This is a genomic window from Paenibacillus koleovorans NBRC 103111 (assembly GCF_004000845.1).
Taxonomy (GTDB): Bacteria; Bacillota; Bacilli; order Paenibacillales; family NBRC-103111; genus Paenibacillus_AA; species Paenibacillus_AA koleovorans.
The window spans coordinates 1-20560 of sequence record NZ_BIMA01000029.1; the positions used below are offsets into that span (position 1 = coordinate 1).

Sequence of the window (20560 nt, forward strand, 5' to 3'; positions counted from 1 at the left end):
AGTCCGACTTTTTCGGATTACGGGGCGGGAGTGTCGTGCGGACAAGCAGGGAGCGAGCGATGAAGGAGCGGTAGATGCAGCCCCAGTCGGCCGATCGCCCAGTAGCCTTGTTCTGCTGCTCTGCAGTCCAAATACCCCAGTAAGTCAGGAAACCCCTGACGCTTCAATACGGTGAAGAACTTCAACTTTCTTATCTGTTAAAAAAACCGGCGTCAGCCGGGGTCAAGTGAGGTGATCGAAATTGCGCGAAGCCGATATTCGCTTGGCGTCGTACCTGTCATTTTTTTGAAAATGCGGTTGAACGAGTTAATATTTTGATACCCGACGCTTGTCGCCGCTTCCTGGATTTTGGCGCCGGGCTGCGCGAGCAGCGGCAGCACATGGCGGATCCGGACCGAATTGACATAATCGACGAAATAGACCCCGATCTTCTCTTTGAAATAGGTCGACAAGTAGCTCCGCGACAAGTTCAGCTTATCGGCGAGCATTTCGAGAGAGATGACGGACACATAATGGGCCTCGATATAGTCGCTGATGAAGGCGATGACGGGATCCCGTTTGATCCGATGCATGTCGTGCAAAGCGGCAGCGGCGCTCAGCAAGTCATGGAACCATTGCAGCAGCTGCTCGTATGTATGGCATTCGTCGAGCGCGGCTCGAATGGCGCGCAGCTCCTTCGGGATAGAGCCGAGGCGCGAACAGCCGGCGTCGATTTTGGCGGCAAGGCTGTCGGCTAAGGCGACTATTTGCGCATGCGAGGCATGCCGTCTTTTCATCGACTGAATCGTTTTCTCGACTATGCCAAAAGCCGCTTCGATATGGCCATCCGCCAAGTTTCGCTCGAACGCCTCCTCATGATCCAGAATGTAAATCATTTGTGGCTCGGCCGCAGGCATCGGCTCGACTAGAATTTGACCGGGATGATCGAATGTGCGCAGCTTGAGCAGAGCGACGGCCGATTCATACGCTTCGGTCAAATCGTCGGTTTCCGCTCGCCCGGAGCCGATCCCGGTCGTCAGGAAGCAATACTTCCGTTCATTTCTCATCATGGCTTCGATCCGATCGATTGCGGCGCGTACTTGATCGTCCTGCGTCTCGCCGAACAACACCGTGATAATCAACTGCCTCTCAATCTGACAGGACAGCATTTCACGAAAATCCGCCTTCAGCAATTGATCGATGATCTCTTTGATGTAAGGAGTGGCGCGTTCTTTGGCATAATCAAGCTCGGCTAGAAAGCCCGGCATGTAGTGGACTTGGAACAGCAATATCCGGAATGGCTTCCGCTCCTTCTGGATATCCCAGAACCGGCTGAGTCCGTTGCTCGTTCTTTTAAACACGTCTATAACCGCATAGTGCTGCAAAATGGAGTTTTTGGCCTTCAGATCATGGGTGATATCCCGGTTGAACTGGACTATTTGTTTCACGGTCTCTTGAATTTCCGAAAATTCTTTGATTCGGGACAAAGGCTTCTCGCAGGAGCCTTGTTGCCTGAGCGTCTCGATCATCCGTTTCACTGGCGATTGCAGGCGGAACGCAAAGACGAACGACATCAATACGCTGATCAGCGCGATGAGCGCCAGGATTGCGAAGAACGAACTGATCCACCGCGTTTTGGCGGCGATGGTGGCGTCGGTAATCGTCGTGGAGTAGGTGAATTCAGTGTAGGAGCCCTGCTTTTGGAACAGATATTCGCCTTTGGCCGGCTCGGCTGTGCCGCTTGAATCGCCCGTCCCTTCCTTGAGCTTGGCGTTTACCGGACTGTAGATCAATAGGCCCCGAGAATCGCGGATATAGAAATTATCGTTAATCGATTGGAAGAACGAATTGTACATTTGATCCGCATCGACAAGGGCAACCATGAAGAAATCGGGGATCTGCTTATTCCGAATGACGATGGGCATCTGTCGAAACCGGGAGATTTCGGCGCCGCTGCCGTCGTGCTCCGAGTAGGTCGCCGTCTGGAGATAGTTAGTCGTTTCTTTCTGCTCAAGCAGGGAGTTCCAGTAAACGGTTGGTTTGTCCGCATGGTATAAGAAGCGGGTGAAATAGTTCCCGTAAGAAGTGCCTCTGGATTTGTCGAGCGTCAGGCCGCTCTTCCCGAAGTGAAGAATGAGGTTTTCGATGCGCAAGGAGGAATTGTTCAGAAACTGCTGGATGGCGATTCGCGTTTCCATGGCCACGGGGTAGGAGAGGTTCTCCCTGTTCAGCGACTGGATGTCCAAGCCCATGGAGAACGTGAGCACGGAGTCGGTAATGAGCTGAAACTGCTTCTCATAGTCGTCGGTGGCGGAGGTGAGAATCAGATTGTTGTACTGGATCACTTCGTCTTTCACGCGATCGCTGAAGAACAAGGCGGAGAATAAAGTGAATGAGCAGAACAAGAGGATAATGACAGCGAAGCTGCTCAGGAACCAGGCGAACAGCGTGTACGGCCGTCTTCTCCATACGGTTCTGCGAATAGGCTCGAACCAGGATATCATCGCAGTCCTCCCATTCTTCGTATCATTGCTTTCCTATTTAGTATAACAAGTCATATCCGGTGTTCAATATGAAAATGAAGCGGTGTAGAAGTGGGAGCAGGGCTAGCCCAAAAAGAGACCCACGGCAACGGGCCGCAGGTCTTAAGGTGATGCTATATTAAAAAGGGGGTCATGGATAAGTATAGGCGATCAACATTAAAGCAAGATGAAAACAACATTTCAAAAATATTACATTTTAAAACAAGCGTATGACAGCCATGGTTTGCGCCCGCCGGTGGAAGGCAACACTAGATCCAGAAGCAACTTTACGATCCGCATCTAGGTCTCAACTGGAGGGTGCAGCCTGTGAACCATTCCGAGAACCCCAACGTCTTGTCGCTCCACCGCCGCGTCTTGTTCGGCTTGCTCGTCATTGCCGTGATGTTCGCTTTCCTCTTATGGAAGCTCATGCGCATTCAAGTGCTCGACACGGGCAGCTACACTGCTCACGAGGTCGATCTTGTGCGGGACTCGGTGGCGCAACGAGAGACGGGCATCGAGCTGGACAGCGGACGAGGCCAATTTTATGACCGGAACGGCATGCCGATCACCGGCCAAATCGTGAAGGCGCTCGTCGTATTCCCGCTGAAGCCGATGCTGAGCGGTCGAGAGGGCGATGTGGCCAAGCTGCTGCGGGTGATCGGCACGGACCAGAAAACGTGGGAGTCGTTCTACCACGGATTGCGCCAGCCCCGCATCTGGGGCGACGGGTTGTCCGGTCAGCCGAAGCCGCTCACCGAGGCGCAGGCGGAGCAAATTACGGCGCTGCAGCTGCCCGGGGTCAAGGTGTTCGAAACCATGCGCCGCTACCCGGCCGATGCCGTGGCGAAGCAGCTCATCGGCTATGTCGGCGAGAATCCGCAGCGCATCGCAACGATGTTCGCCCGGGAGCTGGAGAACGGCCAACTGTCGATCACGAGCCGGATCGGCGTCGCCGGGTTGGAGAAGACGCTGGAGTCGTACCTGCAGGGGATCGGCCATACGTCGATCAGCCAGTTCACCGACGCCGAGTCGAGACCGCTGCCCGGCATGGAGTCCCGGCTCGTAACGCCGGACAATCCGTACTATCCGCTGCAGGCGAGGACGACGCTCGACTTGCCGCTGCAGCGGCAAGTCGAGGCCGTCCTCGATCGGCTGCGGGTTCGCGAGGGCGCGGTCGTCGTGCTCGACGCTTCCAATGCGGACGTGCTGGCGATGGCCAGCCGGCCCGATTACGACCCGGGCCGGGTCGACCCGTCCGGCACGGGGTGGAGCAACCGGGCGCTGAAGGCGTTCGCGCCAGGCTCGATCTTCAAGACCGTCGTCGCGGCTGCGGCGCTGGAGGAAGGCGTCTTGAAGCCGGGCGAGCGGTTTCATTGCAGCGGCTCGTTGGGCAAATACGGCTTCACCTGCTGGCTGAAGCAAGGCCATGGCGATATAACGCTGCAGGAAGCGTTCGCGGTCAGCTGCAACGTGACGTTCGCCAAGGTGGCGCAGCGGTTGACGGGCAGTCAGCTGCAGCAATACGCCGAGAAGCTCGGGCTTGACCGCAAGGTCGGCTGGTCCGAGGGACCGGGCGCCAAAGCGGACGGCGGCAGCAAGGGCGGCAGCAAGGGCAGCAGCAGCGGCGAGCGCCAAGCCTGGAGCCAGTTCGACGCCGAGGAGCAAGGGCAAATATTCGACGGCCGCCAGCCGTCCGAAGACGAGGGCGTTCGCGTGCAAACCGCGATAGGCCAACGCGACGTGCTCGTCTCGCCGCTCCAGGCGGCCAATCTCGTCGTGACGCTGCTGAACCGGGGAGTGGTGCATCAGCCGCGCGCCGTGACGAGCATCCAGTTCCGCAGCGGATCGGCGGCGGCCGAGTTCCCGGAGCGGGTGCTCCTGCCGCGGGGGGACGGCATCTCCGCCTCGACCGCCAAGAAGCTGACGGGCTGGATGCAGGACGTCGTCCGCGACGGCACCGGCAAAGCGCTGCAGCAGGCGAAATGGCCGCTTGCCGGCAAATCGGGCACGGCGGAGGTGACCGCGGGCGGCAAACCGGCGGTCAACCAGTGGTTCATCGGCTACGGCCCCGCCGACAAACCCCGCTACGCGGTCGCCGTTGTCGTGCCGCATGCGAACGACCGCGAAGGCGGCCTCGCGATCGCCGCCTTCCGCGACGTCATGGACGCGCTGGCGGAACGCGAACAAGCTTCCGCACCTCCGGCGGCGAAATAAAAGGACGGGCTCCCTGACATTTATCCCATATATAAGCGGATGTCTTGGGACAAACAAACAAGAGAAGCGCCTGTTTCCCGAATATCGTATAGCAAGGCTTATGCAACGGAAGCGCTGCTTTCCGCCTAATCTTGCTGTACAGGAGGGGAACTCATGGAAGAAGCCACGAACGGGATCGGCGAAGCGCAAGCCGGTTCGACCGGAAACGCCGGCGCATCGGCCGCTGCAGCCGCAACGGAAGGAGCGCGGGTAGATCAAGCGGGGGAAGCTCCCGCAGCGCAGGATCAGCCGGCCGATCTCACGGCGGTTCAACCCGGCGGGGAGGGATCGGAGGGAGTTCAGACCGAGCTGCATCTGAACAGCATGCTGCTCGGCAGCAGGAAAGGTTCGATTTCCCGTCAAGTCGCGAGCAAGTGGGTGAAGACATCCGTCCTTCGCCAAGACGCGCGCATTGCGAAGCATATTCCTGACACTCGTATTTTCTCCGCGGGCGATCTGTCCGCTATGTTGAATGCTTACGGCAAAGTCGTCGTCAAGCCGGTTGTCGGGACGGGAGGCGTCGGCGTGATCATGATCGATAAGTCCGGCGACGGTTATCTCATGCGGCACAAGAGCCGGCATCGCCGCTTCGCCAAATTCGAAGGGCTGGTAGCCGCGCTCAAACGAATCAAACGCAGGCGCCGGTACTTGATCCAGCGAGGCATCTCGCTCGCGACAATCGGCGGCCGCCCGATCGATTACCGGGTGAAGATGGTGAAACAGCGGAAGAGCTGGAAAACGACAGCCATGGTCGGTCGCTTGGCCAGGCCCGGCTTGTTCGTCACCAACCTGTGCCGCGGGGGGACGCTGCTGCCTTCTTCCGTGGGCATCAGCCGCTCGCTGCCAAGCTCGTCCGTCCGGGCCAAGAAGCAAGAGATGCGCCAGCTGACGCGGCTCTGCATAGCATCGCTGGAGCGGGCGTTCCCGAATGTCGGGCAGCTCGGCTTCGACTATGGCATCGACCGCAGCGGCATGATTTGGATATTCGAAGTGAATACGCGGCCTCACTAGCGTAAGAGTAATCAGGGCATTCGTTTCCCTGCATGCGAGCCTTCTCGGAAGATGTTCCGGGAAGGCTTTTTTCAAGGGACCCATGCTAACACAATTTATCGTTTTCCTAACATTATTTTCAGAAGTTTGGCTTTTCCTCGCTCCGAATGAAAGAGCTGCCTTCCAGGTCCGTCCTTTTCCTTGTTATAATGGGCTAAAATCCAATCGCACTTGCTTTCATGAGCGAAAGGGGAGAATCGGATCATGTATCGGGTACTTATAGCAGATGACGAACCGTATATCCGAGATCGGCTAGCCAATCATATGCCTTGGAGTGAATTCGGATTCGAGGTTGTAGGCAGCACCGAGAGCGGCGAGCAGGCGCTCGAGCTGTTTCTATCCGCAAAGCCTCATGCTCTGCTCACCGATATCCTCATGCCCGGTATGAACGGCTTGCAGCTGATCCAAGCGATCAAGGAGCATGAGCCGGCAACCAAGCTGCTGGTCATGAGCGCATATGATGATTTCAAATATGCGCAGCAAGCGATCCGCCTCGGTGTGAAGGGATATTTGCTCAAGCCGATCATTCGCGACGAATTCGTCGAGCTGGTGCGATCGGTAGCGGAGGAGCTCCAGCGGGAATTGCCGAGCCTTGGCCGATTGTCGTCGTCCACCGATGGCGATGGGCAGGAGCCCCCGAAGAAACCGGGCAATGCATACATCCTCGCAGCTAAACGCTATATCGAAGAGCATTATGAAGAGAAGCTGAAGCTCGAAGATGTAGCGCAGTTCCTCTATATGAATCCCAATTACTTCAGCTCGGTCTTCAAACGCGAGATGGGGCTAAGCTTCGTCGATTATGTGAATGAGCTCCGCATCCGCAAGTCGATGCACTTGCTGCTGGACACGGATGAGAAAGTATTCGAGGTGTCCATCCAGGTCGGGTACAACAATTTCTCCTATTTCAACAAGCTGTTCAAACGGATGAACGGCGTGACTCCTCAAGCATATCGGGAGCAAGGCCGCCGGAGCGGCAAATGGCCGGGTGCTTCTTCGTGATGAAGCGCGGAGCGATCAAATTCACGCATTTCTTGATGCTGTTCTCCCTCAGCGTAACGATGATTTTGCTGCTGGTGATCGGGACGGTGCTCTATAGCAAGACCAAACATATTTTGCTGGAAAAAATCGATCTGATCCATTCCATGAAGCTGAACCAAGCTTCGGCGGATGTGCGGAAGCAATTTGAGGATCTCTACCGATCGTTCGACGGCTTTCGCAACCATGAGCTGCTGATCGGCACAGTCCGCAGGCTGACAGAGGAAGGAACCTCAGCTTACGAGCTCCACACATTGACGAAAAGCCTGCAGACGTCGATTACTAATTTCAAAATCGGAAACGCTTTCATAGATCATGTGATGGTCATGACGGAGCGGCAGCAATACAGCTCCAATTTGAAGTATCTGAAATATTTTCTGGATGGGAATCGGTTACCGCTGAAGCTGGAGCAGGATCAAATCGTGTTCGTGCCGGCTGGCAGGTCCTATTCGTTGTTTCAAATGGAGCGGAGCGCAATCAACAATCGATTGTTGATCGAGCTGATGGACTCGCTGGATCAGTCGATGTACTTTCTGTGCCGGTTGAACGATGCGGCAGGCGAGCAAATCGCTTTGATGTTCATGCAGCTCAGTCCAAGTGCCTTAAAAGAGCAAATCCCGTATGCGAACTCGCTCGCTATTATCGGGGGGGACGGAAGCGTGCTCTACCGTGGGGACGAGGTGGACGAGGAACTGCCGCATCAGCTGCAAGGGAGCGCGATCGGTGCGGAGTCCGTCTCGCTGAAGGGAGATCGGTACGAGCTCAGGCCGATCGGCTTCAACGGCTTCCAGCTCTTGTTCGTGGAGCCGGAGCTTGATTTTCACAGCAAGCAAATTCGGATCATCGCCTGGTATTCGGTGCTTACGCTCTTCGGGAGCGCCTTGCTGTCCTTCATCTATTCCCGGTGGATCGGCACGAACATTTTGCTCCCCGTCCATGGGCTCATACGCTGGATTCGCAGATTCGAGAAGCTGGAGGACCGCTGGGAGGCCGGCACCGGACAGCAAGTCAATACACGAATAACCACAATGAGGGAGCGATTTTTGGTTTATTTTCTATTGACGATCTTGCTCCCGATTGTTCTGTTCGTCACCCTGTTCTACGTCCAGTCCACGAGAGTCGTGTCCAGAGAAGTGCAGCAGACGTATTACGCGCTGTTCGAGAAGTCCGCCCATCGGCTTGAGCTGTTTGTGAAGCAGAAGGAGATGGCACTCACCTGGCTGGCGTACAATTCTTGGGTAGCCGAGTTCGTGGAGACACCGGAGGTGCCCAACAATCGGGAGAAAATGGACGATTTGCTGTTCACCGGCACCTTCTCCTCGCTCCATGAGGACGCTGTGAGCTTGTATGACGTGAACAATCAACTGATCTATACGAACAGGCATAAGCAGGCCCCGCGAATGGCTCCTGCCCTTTACGAGAGCATGACCACTTCGCGCAAAAGCTTGCACTACTGGCTTCCGCCCGTCGAGACCGGTTCGTCTACGCTCAGCCTGGGCATGCCTGTTGTGAGTATCCAGCTTTCGTCCCAACCGCTCGGTTTTCTGAAGACCGATGTGAGCGGCGTATTCTTCTCCAATTTGTATGCGGAGCTGAACGGCACAGGCAGCGAGGCGTTCGTCGTCGATCAGGAAGGCAGAATTCTCTCGCATCCGGAGGTGGAGAAGGTAGGACAAATGTCCAGCCTGCCCGCAGCTCCCGGTGAGTTGAACAGACTCAAGCTGAGCGATCTTTCGACTTCCTATTTCGCAATCAAGGTGGGCAGCGTCCCCTGGTACCTAGTCGCTTTATTCGACGCCTCGAATGTACGGGATCAGGCGATGGGCTTGATTTACGACGACATCTACCTCTTTATCATCATTTTCCTGCTCATCCTCCTGTTCTCTTACCTCATGTCCCAATATATGATCCGGCCGCTCTCATCGCTGCAGCTGAAGGTGGCCGGTATGGCCCAAGAGCAGGTTGGGTGGGTCACGCCGAACGACCGTTACGTGATCGACGAGGTCGAGCAGCTGAGAGGCTCCTTCAATAGGCTGATAGAACGGATCGAGCAATTGGTAGAGGAGAAGCTGATGGATCAAAATGAACGGCTCCTGCTGGAATTCGAGAAGAAAGAGACGCAGCTGGAGGCGCTGCAGGCCCAAATCAACCCTCATTTCCTTCACAATACGCTGGAGATTGTCATGTACATGATCGAGGAGGGCGAGCGGGAAAATGCCGTCAATATGATCGGACTGCTCAGCCGATTGTTCCGGTATGCCATGGGATGGAAAGCCAGATGACGTCGCTTCGGGAGGAAGTGGCCTATGCGAAGACATACATCCGAATCATGAGCTTCCGATACAAGGACCGAATCCACTGCGAGTGGCGGATCGACGAAGAGCTGTCGGACGCCGCCGTCGTGAAGATGATCCTGCAGCCGATTCAGGAAAATGCAATCCGGCATGCTCTTCGAGCAGGTGTACCTCAGGTGCGCATCTCCATCGATATCGCACGCGAAGGGGAAACCTTGAAGATTGCCGTAGCCGACAACGGTCCTTCGCTCTCTGAAGAGAAGCTGGCCGAGATCCGGGCCAATCTGGAGCGCAGGGATCGCGGCAAGGTGGGGCTCTATAATGTCAACAGCCGCATTAAGCTTCACTTCGGCGAGGAGTACGGACTTGCGCTGACCAACGGGGAAGCGGGCGGCGTGACCGTCGTTTTGACCATCCCCGTCAACTGCATGACGCCGATGGAAACGGATACAAAGATGTGATAATAGTGATACGAAGATCGAATGATCCTGTCATGGCCGCTTTGCGAATTCATCTATACTTAACCTGTATCTAAATTGCGCAAGGGGGATTGTTTAATGGCAGGTAAGAAATCGATACTGGTGTCGCTCGGCATTTTGCTGGCATTCACGACCGCCTGCTCCGGAAGTCCGAGCTCCACGGGCCCGGAAGCGTCCGGCGCTCCGTCGGCTACGGTGGGCGACATGAGCAAGAAGCTGGAAATCAGTTGGGTCGGGCAGCTGGCCCGAGGCAAGGTCGAGGACAACAACAAGGTTCAGCAGATGCTCGAGAAGAAGTTCAATGTCAAGCTGATTAACAAGAAGATCGACATCAACAACACGGAGCAGCGCAACCTGATGGTCGCCTCCGGGGAGCTGCCGGACTACTCGTACATGCTGGACGATGTCGGCAAGCTGTACCGGGACGGCGTAACCCGCAGCATTCCGAAAGAGCTGATCGTCAAGTATGCCCCGAAATACGCCGCTCTGCTGGACTCGGTGGGGACGGGCTGGAAAGTGAACGAGGTGCCCGGCAAGCCCGGAGAATACTACGCGCTCACCGGGTATGTCGATACGGTGGAGAACTTGTTCTGGGGCCAGGCGTACCGGTTGGACTGGATGGAGAAGCTGGGCTTCAAGCCGAAGGGGAAGGTGCAGCAGCTCGGCACATCCGGCGGGTTGGAAAGAATCTATTACACCACCGAGGCCTTCACGATAGAAGAGGAGACGAAAATGTACGAGGCCTTCGTCAACCAGGACCCCGACGGCAACGGGAAAAAGGATACGTACGGTCCGATGTTCGATTATGAAGCGCCGTCGAACACGATGGCTAATCTGGCCGGCGCGTTCGGCTTTGGCTGGGGACAATTCATCGAGGAAAGCGGCAAGCTGGTCAACTATGCGGTCAGCGCCGGGTACAAGAGCTTCCTGAAAAATATGGCGGACTGGTACAAGAAGGGAATCATCGATCCCGAATTTACGACCCTTAACCTGACGAAGAGCTGGGAAAAGTACGCGACCGGCAAATACGGCGGCGTGCAAGCGCTTCATCAATCGGCGGCATTGGTTTCTTACACGCACACCCGCCCGCCGGGCAATCTGGTGCTGAAGGAGCCGAATGCGAAAATTTTATTCGCGCCTCCGCCAATCGGGCCTCAAGGCAAGCAAGGAGCGCCTACCAATGGGAACGGCGTGGACGGATTTTCCTACACGGCGGTCATTCGGAAGGATGTCAGCGATGAGAAACTGATCCGCATTCTGCAGATGTTCGACTACATCAACCTGGACCCGGAAGGCAATCTGTTCACTCAGTTCGGCGAAGAGGGAATCGATTTCAAATGGGAAGGCACGCCGAAGAAATCGGCCGTACTCAACAATAGGACCGATCCTGAACGGGATGCGCTGGGGATCGGCTATTACAATCACGTGATGCGCCCTGCTGCGGTGACTCCGCTGTGGAACGACAGCACGACGGTGAAGCTCTTCGACGCGTTCTGGGGCGTAGAAGCGGGCCGCAAGCTCATCTACGCGAATGCAAGACACGATTATTTCAACGAAACGAAGTACAACGAGCTGCGATCCAAGTATACGGCCAAGCTGAAGACGATTACCGACGAATATTTGTTCAAAGCGATTACCGGCGAGATCAATATCGACGCGACCTGGGATAATTATGTGAAGAATTATCTCGACAATGGGGGGAGAGAGCTGACCTCGGAGCTGGAGAAAGCGCCAAGAGTAGCCGATCTTCGCAAAAAATAAGCCAATCTGCCGCGGCGGGCGATGGGTCGGAGACCGATCGCCCGCTCCTCGGGAAAGGAGCCGGTGATGGAACCATACATCAAGACGAACCGGGCGATACAGAAAGCCGAGGCCAGAGGCGCGCTGCGGCGGAAGCTGGTGCGGATGAGGGCGCTGTACTTGATGCTGCTGCTTCCGGTCATTCACTTGGCGGTGTTTCACTACGCTCCGATGTACGGGGTGCTGATCGCGTTCAAGGAGTATCGGCCGGGCCTCGGTATTTGGGCCAGCCCTTGGAACAACTTCGAGCATTTTCGGACGATGCTGCACGATTTCGTGTTCTTGCGGGCGCTGCGCAATACGTTCTTGATCAGCGTGCTTCGCCTGGTCTTCGGATTCACGATGCCGATTTTGTTTGCGCTTTTCTTGAACGAGCTGCGGGTCCATTATTTCAAGAGAACGATTCAGAGCATTTCGTATTTGCCGCATTTCCTGTCCTGGGTCATTGTGGCCAGCATGGTGGTGGAGATAGTCTCTCCTCAACGGGGCGTTGTCAACCATGTCATCACGCTGTTCGGCGGCGATCCGATCAATTTCTTGTCGAGCAAGCTGTTCTTCATCCCGCTGCTCCTGATTACGGACGTTTGGAAGGAGATAGGCTGGGCGTCCATTATTTATTTGGCTTCGATCGCCTCCATCTCGCCTGAGCTGTACGAGGCGGCCGAGTCGGATGGAGCGAATCGCTACCATAAGATGATCTACATCACCTTGCCGTCGCTCGTTCCCGTCATAACGATTTTGTTTCTATTGCGGCTTGGGCATATTTTATCGGGCGGCTTCGATCAAATTCTTAATTTGTACAATCCGCTTGTGTACGAAGTAGCCGATATTATCGATACGTACGTATACCGGGTCGGTCTGCTTGAGGTGCGCTTCGACTATTCAGCCGCGGTCGGGCTGTTCAAAAATGTGGTAGGCGTCATCCTGCTCGTTGTCGTCAATCAGATCGTACGCAAGCACAGCGATTATGGAGTGTGGTAACTATGGCCCTATCCGTTCGTAAGCGGATGCGACTGCGACCCGGATGGTGGTTCGACGGCCTGAACATCGGATTCATGAGCGTCTTCACGCTGCTTATTCTGTATCCGTTCTGGCAAGTCATCATCCTGTCGTTCTCTAACTCGCTAGAAGCGACTACATTGGGCTTTCATTTCTGGCCGAAGACGTGGTCGCTGGAAGCTTACAAATTTTTGTTTTCTTATGATGAGATCATGAGACCCTATCTGAATTCGATCGCGAGGACGGTATCGGGGACCGTGTTGGAGCTGCTGTTCACGGTGCTGGCCGCCTATCCGCTGGCTAAGAAGGAGCTTCCGTTCCGGTCGTCGCTGACCTTTTATTTTCTCGTGCCGATGTTTTTCTCGGGCGGCCTCATTCCTTCTTACCTGCTCATGAAAAGCTTGGGGTTGCTGGACAATTTCCTCGTGCTGATCCTGCCCGGAGCGGTTGCGATCTTCAGCATCATCATCATGCGCAATTATTTGATGTCGCTTGACGTGGCGCTGGAGGAGTCCGCGCTCATAGACGGCGCCGGGTATTGGACCATTCTGTTCAAGGTCATTCTGCCGGTATCCAAGCCGGTGCTGGCGACGGTTGCTCTGTGGGGCGCAGTGAGCCATTGGAACGCCTGGTTCGACGCCATGATCTATATCCGAGATCGCGATCTCACCGTCATTCAGGTCATCATGCGGGAGATGCTCACCTCGGTCAGCCAGCAATACAACGATTTGGTGCTGAGCGACCATAACCAGATGGCGGAGCTGTCGCTGAGCAATGTCCGTTCCGGCATCACCTTGCTGTCGATCGGGCCGATCGTGCTGATCTATCCTTGGCTGCAAAAATATTTCATTAAGGGCATCATGCTGGGTTCGCTGAAAGGGTGATTCGTGTTGAAGCTTGTAACTGTGGCCGAGAGCACGGCCGAGTATCCTCGCAAGAGCGAGGGCGACGTAATCGAGCTGAAGGATGGACGTTTGCTGGTCATCTATATGGAATTCGGAGGAGACGGCCACGATTTCGCGTATACGCGATTGGCGGTACGGGAATCTCGGGACGGCGGCTTGACTTGGGAGAAACATCGGACATTGGCGGAAACTTCAAGCGGCGATGTAAACGTCTATTCGCCCAATCTGATCCGAGCTCAGGACGGGGGAATTCTCCTTATCTTTATGCGCAGACATGTTGTAGGGGCGTTCGACAATACGTTTTTTGTCTGGAAATCCGAGGATGAGGGAGAGACGTTCCGTCCATTCGCTTCTTTCGTGGAACGGGGCTTCTACAGCCTGTGCAACGGGGTCGTGAAGCGGCTGAGCTCCGGTCGGCTGCTGCTGCCGACCGCCGTTCCGGACGAACGGCAGGACGCCCCGGGGCAAGCTTTCGCTATCGCCGTGCTCTACAGCGATGATGACGGTCGCTCGTGGAGAGAAGCGGACGAACGCGTCTATCTCCCTATGCGCGGGGCGATGGAGCCGCATGTGGAAGAGACGCGCGACGGCCGGGTGCTTATGGTCATGCGCAACCAGCTCGGCTCGCTCTTCCTGTCGGAATCGGCCACAGGCGGGACGTCGTGGTCCTTGCCCCAGACTACCGGACTGAGTACGCCGGAGTCGTGTCCGGAGCTGACGCGCATTCCCGGAACGGGCGATCTGCTGATGATCTGGAACAACAGCGCTTATAACCCGTTTTTCGGCTCGCATTATGGCAAACGAAGCCCGCTCGCCGCCGCCGTTTCCGACGATGAGGGACGAACGTGGAAGGCGGCGCGATTGATCGAGGACGATCCGGCGCGTGCGTATTCCAATCCGGGATGCCGATTCACATCGGCAGGCACCGCGATCGTCAATTATTGGACTTGCGAGTATAAAGAGGGTGGGTTGATGCAGGATGTCATCGATCTTCGGGTAGCCGTGATCGATGCCGGCTGGTTCTATGGGGAAAGAAGAAAAACCTAACCGGTGTTCGGTTAGGTTTTTCTTCTTTCTATCCTCTTCTACTTGGCAGCCGCCGTCCAATAAGCCGGATTCACGATATGCTCCGGCAAATGGTCCAGCAGCCGTATAATGTCGGCACGCGCCGATTCGCCGATGGCGGGGCCGTGGAACCAATCCAGATTATCCTGCACCTGCTTCGCCGTCTCCGCCCCGAACACAATGCTGTGCACGGCAGGCAAGTCCCGGACGAAGGAGAAGGCGAGCTGCGCCATCGTCATGCCTTCACGTGCCGCAATCGTGCGCAGCATGGACAGAGGGCCGGCCGCTTCGCGTAGATGGGCGGGCAAATCCGCCTCTTCCATGAATAGCAGGCCTTGCAGGAAAATGCTGCGTGCAAACACGAGCTTGCCGGTCTGCTCCATCTTCTGCAAGCCGCCGAACGTAAGCGGGCGGGAATCCAGCAGGTTAATCGGCACTTGCAGAGCCTCGTAGACGTCATCCTGCAGCGTTTCCCACAGCGCGTCGAACTCGCGCTTCGCTACCACCCTCAGCGAGACACCCATCCGCTCCACCAAACCTTCCTTCACGAGCTGCTTGGCGACCCGAGTTACCGTAGCCGCATGCGCTTCCATGATCTCCGGGTTGTGAAGCATCAGGACCGGCAGCTTGGCCAGTCCCAGATTGGATTGCGACGATGCGACAGCGTCATAGATCAGGCGCTCCACTTCCGCCGGCGCCGACTCGGCTTCAGCACGGATCGTCATCTTCGTCACGATGAGAGAGTTAACGTCCGGATGACGATCGAAATAGCCGTGGAGCACCTCCTCCGAATTGCCATAGGCATTAGCGGTGTCGAAGCAGCTGATGCCGCCCGCCAGCGCAGCGTCCAGAATCGAGGCTGCCGCCGCTTCGTCCGGTTTGCCGCTTTTGTTGGCGATGCCGTACGGAAGGCCAAGCTGGACCGTGCCTAACGTCAGTCTCGAGAAGGTTAATCCGCGTTTAGTCACTTGCATCATCGCAATCCTCCATACATGTTGAAGTATCGGTTACCAGGCTGTCCAGCCGCCGTCCACGACGATGTTCGCGCCAGTCATGTAGCTCGAGGCCGGAGAGGCGAGCAGCAACACCGGACCGACCAGCTCCTCGGCTCGGCCGGGACGCCCGAGCATCGTCTTGCGGCTCAGCTCGCCCAGGAACGCGCCGTCCGTCTGTACGGCCGGATTCGGGAACGGTCCCGGGCTTACGCAGTTGACTCGAATGTTCTTGTCGCTCAGATGGCCGGCGCAATATTTGGTCAGTTGGATGACCGCCGCCTTGCCGGCACCGTAGTTGACCGGATTGTTGGCGCCGCTGTCGCCGTAGATGCGCGGGTCCGGGGACACGCTGCCGTACATCGAGGCGAAGTTGACGATGCTGCCGCCGCCTCCTTGCTCGAAGTAAGGGAGCACTTCGCGAATGCAGCGGAACGCCGTGCCGGCGGCGCCGTCCACGCCCTTGAACCAGTCCTCGTCGGACATCGCCGCTACAGTGCCCAGCTTACCGTAGCCGGCCCCGTATGTAGCGCCGTTGATGAGCACGTCGATCCGGCCGAATCGCTCGAACGCCAAGCGGAACGTTCCCGGATCGACTCCGTCTGGGACACATCGCAAGGCATGTAGTGCACTCGCTCGGGAGCGGAGGGTCGGCCGCGGAACGGCATCGGATCCGCCACGACGACCATGGCGCCGTGATCGACCAGCGCCTCGGTCACGGCCGTGCCTAAGTAGCCGCTTCCCCCAGTTACAACTACAACCTGCCCTTCCAGCGAGAAAAGTGATTGGGCATCGATGGTCATGATCAAGAACCCCTTTATCGGTTGGATGCTTGCCGCTTTCCTACTTGGCCGTATAGCCGCCGTCTACCGGAATGTTCGTCCCCGTCACATAGAGCGAGGCGTCGGAGGCGAGGAATACGATCGCGCCCATCAGGTCGGACTGATTGGCCATGCGGTTCAGGAACGTGCGGGAGCTGTAGCGCTTCGTGAACTCCTCCGGCGTCTTCTCCGTCCAGAACCCGCCCGGGCTGAGGCAATTGCAGCGAACCCCGCGCGGACCGTAATAGCTCGCTGCGAAGCGGGTGAAATTGATCATGCCGCCCTTGTGAAAAAAGTAATCGGGCACGAAGCCGTTGAAGCTGAGACCTTCGTACAAAGTGCCGTCCGGACCGATCATCCCTTGGATGGAGCCGATGTTGACGATCGAGCCGCTACCTTGCTCGGCCATGAGGTCGCCAAGCGCGCGGGTCACTAGAAAAATGCCGGTCGCATTGGCGGTCATGCTCTTCGCGAACGATTCGGCCGTGTCGTTCCAGCCGGACATCGTCCGGGCGACCGCGTTGTTGATCAGCACATCGACCCGGCCTTCGGCCGCCTTAAGCTCATCGCGCATCGAGAGGATGGAGGGTTCATCCTCCTGGTCCATATAGAGCGCCTTGACTTCCGCTCCTTCTGCGCGGAACTCGTCTTCAATTTCCGTCAGCCGATCGCGCTGGCGGCTCGTTACATACGTCCGGGCGCCCGCTTCGTGCAGCGCAAGCGTAATTTGCCGTCCGTATTTGCCGGAGCCGCCGGTTACGACAGCGACCTTGCCTTGAAGGGAGAAGCTGTCCAGAATAGCCATCGGTCAATTTCCTCCATACAGGCTGCTCGTCATCTTCGGCTGCGGCTGCAGCTTCGAGATGTCGTCGACCAACCGGTGATAGTAACCGCTCAAGCCGACCACGTCGGCGCCTACGCTGATGAACGAATAGCCGAGCGAGACGAGCTCTTCCCAATTGCCCGTACCGCCGACCGTGCCGGCGAACTTCCCGTTCGCGCGCGCCGCTTCGGCGACGCGCCGGCGAGCTTCCACGAGACGAGGGTGGTTGAATTGGCCGGGCGCCCCGATGCCTTGGCTGAAATCGCCTGGACCGAAGAAAATCATATCGAGGCCGGGCAAAGCGGCAATCTCCTCCAGCTCATCTAGCGGCTCGGGATCTTCAATCTGGAGAATATTGAAGCGCTGGTCGTTAGCCTGCGATAAATAGTCATGAAAGTCGATATTGCAAAAAGCCCCGTCGGCATTGCCTCCGTCCACGGGACGGCGGCCCAGCGGATGAAATTTCGTCTGCTTCACCACCGTTTTCGCGTCGGCCAAGCTCATAATATGCGGCACCATGATGCCGGTCGCATCCATCTCGAGCGGCTTCACCAGGTCGCTGTAGCTGCCGCGAGCGACCCGTACGATAATGTCGATGTTGTAGGCTTTGCTCGCGAGAATTTGTTTCTCGACCGCCGACCAATCGTTCGGCACATGCTCCATGTCGGTCCAGACGCAGTCGAAGCCGGACATGGCGGCGATTTCGGTGACTCGGGAATCGTACAAGTTCAATTTCGTGCACAGCGCGATGCCGCCGCTGCGCAGCTTGGCAAGGACACGGCTAGGCTTCATGGCGAATGTTTGCGGTTGCATGTCGGATTTCCTCCCCCAGTTTTCCTTGGATGTAACGGGCTAGCGCTCCAAAATTTCATCCAGCCCGACGACGCGGCCGCCTTCCTCGCGGCTTCGAATGCCGGCGATCACCATTTTCATCAGCTCGACCGTCTCCTCGAACGGGAATGGACGCACGCCGGTATGCAAGTAATCGATGAAGGCCTGGAGCTGAGCTTTGAACTGATAAAACGAGTCCTTCGAAGCGGCGACCGCGTAGTCGCTCGTTCCGCAAAGCTGCAGGATGCCGAAGGAGCCATACATGTCGTCGATGGCCGTCACGATGACCTCGACGCCGCTCTCGTGTCTGAAATGAACGACATTGCGTTCTTTCTCCGAGACCAAGTTCTGGGCGGAGAGGAAGCCGGGACCGAGAATCGGATACAGGCCTTCCATAGCGTGAATCCCGTAGCGCTCCCAGCTCTTCGGCGTCGTAATCGTTGCGAAGCGGATCGCGCCCAGATTGTGGGTCGAGAGCCGATAAGGAGCGTACTCCTTGGAATAGCGCATCGAGCTGGAAGACAGGATCGTTTTGCCCTCAGAGACCCAGCGCACGAACGTGCGAAGATCCTCTTCGTTGTCCACTAGCGGCTTGTCGACGAATACCGGCAATCCGGCTTCGATGAACGGACGGCAACGCTCGACATGCTCATGGCCTTTGTCCGTGGCGATGATGACGGCATCCACTTGGCCGATCACGTCCTCGGGGCGGCTGGCGATATGTGGGATAAGCGCCGCTTGAGCGACCAGCTCGGCATCACGCGGATCGTCCGTCCATACATGCGTCACAAGGGCGCCTTGAATTTGCAGCGTTTTCTTCGGCTCTTTGTCCAAATAAGCCGGAATGGCGGGGAAGGGGCATTTCGCCATCTCCGCCGGGTTATAGCCGTTGAACATCGCGCTCCATGAGTAGGGATGTCCGTTGCCGTCGACCATGCCCAGCATAGCCAGGCGGATCGGGGAGCTCCCGAAGGATTTCACAAGCGGTTTCATCGCATCGTCTCCTTAGCTCAGCCGGTTGATCACGACCAGCTTCAGCTCCAGCATGTCTTGCATCGTATATTTGACGCCTTCGCGGCCCATGCCGCTTTCCTTCACGCCGCCGTAAGGCATCTGGTCGACGCGGAAGGTAGGAATGTCGTTGATCGTGACCCCGCCGACATGCAGCTTCCTCGAAGCGTCCATCGCCGTTTCCAGGTCGTTCGTGTAGAGGCCTTAGTGGCCGGAATAGCCCATGCGGCGGCTTAATTGGGCGGCGCTGATGCGGATGGACAGGCTTAGCTCCTGCAGCTTCGCATCGGAAATGCCGAATCCGCTTACACTGATCGCCGCAACGACATCGCCGCGATGGCCGAGTATGGGCGCTGCGACGCACTGCGATCCGATCTGCGCTTCCTGGTTGTCTACGGCGAAGCCTTGTTGCCGTACCCGCTCCAGCTCCTGCAGGAATTCATCCAGCGAGCCGATCGTATGCGGCGTTACTTTCTCGAAGCGGCATTCCTTCATAATGCTGCGAATTTGCGCTTCGGGCAGCCAGGCAGTGAGGCATTTGCCGAGTCCCGTATTGTAAATCACCCTTCGCTGGCCGACGGCGCCGAATAGATATTGTCGGTGGTCAGGCTCCACGTTGATCAAGTAGAGCACGCTGTCCCGGTCCAAAATCGCGAGATGGGCCAAATACCCTGTCTGCTGCACGAGGTCGGCGAGCACCTTGCGGCCTTCGACGCTCAGATCGGTCGAGTTCGTATAGACGGAGCCGAGCTCGAATGCGGTGGGCCCGATGAGATAACGATCCGAGTCCTTGAGCTGCTCGACGAAGCCGTGATCCTTCAGCGTCAGCAGGAAGCGGTGGACGGCGCTGCGGTTCAAGCCGAGCATGCGGGCGATCTCGCTGACGCCGAGCGCTCGTTTTTCCTGGATGAAGCATTTGAGAATTTGCAGTGTACGATCAACGGATTGAATTTTGTAGTAAGGGCTTTCTTTTTCGTTTTCATTTTCGTCCAGAAGATCGATGGAGTGGGTCATGGCAAATCTCCTTATCGAGATGACATCTCATATATACATAAATAATAACACAATATGAATCTTTGTAACATATATCGTGACAAAAAGATTGCGAACCAATTAATGTCCATCTTTTCGCAAGAAATTAACCTTTTCCAGCCGTGTTTCGCCCGATACGCTGAAAGTGTCCTGAGAAAAAAACTGGTTTGTACAGCGAGGTGAGGGCGGATTTGGACGGATTTGGAAGAAAAATCGAACAAAATGGGCAGCGGCACAGCGGCAGCTGGGTTGAGACGAGATTTGTATGAATAATCGAACAAAAGGGGTCGAGACGGCTGGTTTGGGGCGAGATTTGTATGAAATATCGTACAAAATGGTTCAGTATAGGTGGATTATAGCGGGGGAGGGGAGCCAAGTGCAGAAAAAGAGGTTACAGCTTGAAGGTTACTTGGTGGATGGAGTCCAGTTAGTTTGTTTTACTGTTGCGTCCGACTCGAATCCTGCTTTTGGAGCACTACACTCCCGTTGCCAGTCAGCAACCTTGGGCTTCTGGGAGCGGGTGGGCGACGTAGTCTGAAATTTCCTGACTGCAGCTGGGTGCGGTCGGGCAAAATACGCTGCAGTCCGATTTTAACCAATTGGAAGGCCGGATTGGTGCACCACCGCCGAAAAAGCGCGCTCTAGTTCGGCAAATCGGACTACAGC

17 protein-coding genes and 1 pseudogene are annotated in these 20560 nt (G+C 56.6%); 9 read left to right on the forward strand and 9 right to left on the reverse strand.

Features of this window, described 5'->3' with window-relative positions:
- Nucleotides 1–212: 212 nt before the first annotated feature.
- A complete protein-coding gene (locus PKO02S_RS11995) occupies nt 213–2483 on the reverse strand; it encodes a helix-turn-helix domain-containing protein (RefSeq protein WP_127583013.1) in 2271 nt (756 codons plus the stop codon).
- 345 nt (nt 2484–2828) lie between these two features.
- Between PKO02S_RS11995 and PKO02S_RS12000 the strand changes: the two genes are divergently transcribed.
- From PKO02S_RS12000 to PKO02S_RS12040, 9 genes are all read left to right on the forward strand, one after another.
- Nucleotides 2829–4718, forward strand: a complete 1890-nt coding sequence (locus PKO02S_RS12000) for a peptidoglycan D,D-transpeptidase FtsI family protein (RefSeq protein WP_246066945.1) — start codon at nt 2829–2831, stop codon at nt 4716–4718.
- 153 nt (nt 4719–4871) lie between these two features.
- Entirely contained in the window at nt 4872–5768 is an 897-nt protein-coding gene (locus PKO02S_RS12005; RefSeq protein ID WP_307720019.1) for a YheC/YheD family protein, read from the forward strand.
- A 243-nt stretch (nt 5769–6011) separates the two neighbouring features.
- Nucleotides 6012–6806, forward strand: coding sequence for a response regulator transcription factor (locus tag PKO02S_RS12010; protein ID WP_127583015.1), 795 nt, complete (start codon nt 6012–6014; stop codon nt 6804–6806).
- Entirely contained in the window at nt 6785–9124 is a 2340-nt protein-coding gene (locus PKO02S_RS12015; RefSeq protein ID WP_127583017.1) for a cache domain-containing sensor histidine kinase, read from the forward strand. The genes PKO02S_RS12010 and PKO02S_RS12015 overlap by 22 nt, the downstream gene beginning before the upstream one ends.
- Nucleotides 9121–9597: a sensor histidine kinase gene (locus PKO02S_RS12020; protein ID WP_164821409.1), complete on the forward strand. Its 477-nt coding sequence runs from the start codon at nt 9121–9123 to the stop codon at nt 9595–9597. Before PKO02S_RS12015 ends, PKO02S_RS12020 begins: the two co-directional genes overlap by 4 nt.
- Nucleotides 9598–9693: 96 nt before the next feature.
- The gene (locus PKO02S_RS12025) at nt 9694–11376 is read left to right on the forward strand and encodes a type 2 periplasmic-binding domain-containing protein (protein WP_127583021.1); all 1683 of its coding nucleotides are present in this window, start codon (nt 9694–9696) and stop codon (nt 11374–11376) included.
- Nucleotides 11377–11442: 66 nt separating this feature from the next.
- On the forward strand, nt 11443–12396 hold the full coding sequence (locus PKO02S_RS12030) for an ABC transporter permease (RefSeq protein ID WP_127583022.1): 954 nt from the start codon (nt 11443–11445) through the stop codon (nt 12394–12396).
- A gap of 2 nt (nt 12397–12398) precedes the next feature.
- On the forward strand, nt 12399–13298 hold the full coding sequence (locus PKO02S_RS12035; protein WP_127583024.1) for a carbohydrate ABC transporter permease: 900 nt from the start codon (nt 12399–12401) through the stop codon (nt 13296–13298).
- Nucleotides 13299–13304: 6 nt separating this feature from the next.
- Nucleotides 13305–14366, forward strand: a complete 1062-nt coding sequence (locus PKO02S_RS12040) for a sialidase family protein (RefSeq protein ID WP_127583027.1) — start codon at nt 13305–13307, stop codon at nt 14364–14366.
- 38 nt (nt 14367–14404) lie between these two features.
- Here PKO02S_RS12040 and PKO02S_RS12045 read toward each other — a convergent pair whose 3' ends face one another.
- The 8 genes and pseudogenes from PKO02S_RS12045 to PKO02S_RS12075 form a co-directional block, all read right to left on the reverse strand.
- Nucleotides 14405–15361, reverse strand: coding sequence for an aldo/keto reductase (locus PKO02S_RS12045; RefSeq protein WP_127583029.1), 957 nt, complete (start codon nt 15359–15361; stop codon nt 14405–14407).
- Nucleotides 15362–15391: 30 nt separating this feature from the next.
- Nucleotides 15392–15952, reverse strand: coding sequence for an SDR family oxidoreductase (locus PKO02S_RS12050; RefSeq protein ID WP_164821410.1), 561 nt, complete (start codon nt 15950–15952; stop codon nt 15392–15394).
- Entirely contained in the window at nt 15868–16179 is a 312-nt protein-coding gene (locus PKO02S_RS32350; protein WP_164821411.1) for an NAD-dependent epimerase/dehydratase family protein, read from the reverse strand. The genes PKO02S_RS12050 and PKO02S_RS32350 overlap by 85 nt, the downstream gene beginning before the upstream one ends.
- Before the next feature lie 40 nt (nt 16180–16219).
- Nucleotides 16220–17002 (reverse strand): SDR family NAD(P)-dependent oxidoreductase, encoded by a 783-nt coding sequence (locus tag PKO02S_RS12055; protein WP_127583033.1) that lies wholly within the window; start codon nt 17000–17002, stop codon nt 16220–16222.
- Nucleotides 17003–17005: 3 nt separating this feature from the next.
- The gene (locus PKO02S_RS12060; protein WP_127583035.1) at nt 17006–17833 is read right to left on the reverse strand and encodes an HpcH/HpaI aldolase family protein; all 828 of its coding nucleotides are present in this window, start codon (nt 17831–17833) and stop codon (nt 17006–17008) included.
- 39 nt (nt 17834–17872) lie between these two features.
- Nucleotides 17873–18844, reverse strand: a complete 972-nt coding sequence (locus PKO02S_RS12065; protein WP_127583037.1) for a Gfo/Idh/MocA family oxidoreductase — start codon at nt 18842–18844, stop codon at nt 17873–17875.
- A gap of 12 nt (nt 18845–18856) precedes the next feature.
- Nucleotides 18857–19066: pseudogene (locus PKO02S_RS12070) on the reverse strand (aldehyde dehydrogenase family protein); the annotation flags it as partial.
- A complete protein-coding gene (locus PKO02S_RS12075; RefSeq protein ID WP_127583041.1) occupies nt 19067–19876 on the reverse strand; it encodes an IclR family transcriptional regulator in 810 nt (269 codons plus the stop codon).
- Nucleotides 19877–20560 lie beyond the last annotated feature (684 nt).

Excerpts from the sequence above, each read along its gene's own strand:
- PKO02S_RS11995 (WP_127583013.1), bottom strand. The coding sequence starts at position 2,483 with ATGATATCCTGGTTCGAGCCTATTCGCAGAACCGTATGGAGAAGACGG.
- PKO02S_RS12005 (WP_307720019.1), top strand. The coding sequence starts at position 4,872 with ATGGAAGAAGCCACGAACGGGATCGGCGAAGCGCAAGCCGGTTCGACC.
- PKO02S_RS12010 (WP_127583015.1), top strand. The coding sequence starts at position 6,012 with ATGTATCGGGTACTTATAGCAGATGACGAACCGTATATCCGAGATCGG.
- PKO02S_RS12015 (WP_127583017.1), top strand. The coding sequence starts at position 6,785 with ATGGCCGGGTGCTTCTTCGTGATGAAGCGCGGAGCGATCAAATTCACG.
- PKO02S_RS12020 (WP_164821409.1), top strand. The coding sequence starts at position 9,121 with ATGACGTCGCTTCGGGAGGAAGTGGCCTATGCGAAGACATACATCCGA.
- PKO02S_RS12025 (WP_127583021.1), top strand. The coding sequence starts at position 9,694 with ATGGCAGGTAAGAAATCGATACTGGTGTCGCTCGGCATTTTGCTGGCA.
- PKO02S_RS12030 (WP_127583022.1), top strand. The coding sequence starts at position 11,443 with ATGGAACCATACATCAAGACGAACCGGGCGATACAGAAAGCCGAGGCC.
- PKO02S_RS12035 (WP_127583024.1), top strand. The coding sequence starts at position 12,399 with ATGGCCCTATCCGTTCGTAAGCGGATGCGACTGCGACCCGGATGGTGG.
- PKO02S_RS12045 (WP_127583029.1), bottom strand. The coding sequence starts at position 15,361 with ATGATGCAAGTGACTAAACGCGGATTAACCTTCTCGAGACTGACGTTA.
- PKO02S_RS32350 (WP_164821411.1), bottom strand. The coding sequence starts at position 16,179 with ATGACCATCGATGCCCAATCACTTTTCTCGCTGGAAGGGCAGGTTGTA.
- PKO02S_RS12055 (WP_127583033.1), bottom strand. The coding sequence starts at position 17,002 with ATGGCTATTCTGGACAGCTTCTCCCTTCAAGGCAAGGTCGCTGTCGTA.
- PKO02S_RS12060 (WP_127583035.1), bottom strand. The coding sequence starts at position 17,833 with ATGCAACCGCAAACATTCGCCATGAAGCCTAGCCGTGTCCTTGCCAAG.
- PKO02S_RS12065 (WP_127583037.1), bottom strand. The coding sequence starts at position 18,844 with ATGAAACCGCTTGTGAAATCCTTCGGGAGCTCCCCGATCCGCCTGGCT.
- PKO02S_RS12075 (WP_127583041.1), bottom strand. The coding sequence starts at position 19,876 with ATGACCCACTCCATCGATCTTCTGGACGAAAATGAAAACGAAAAAGAA.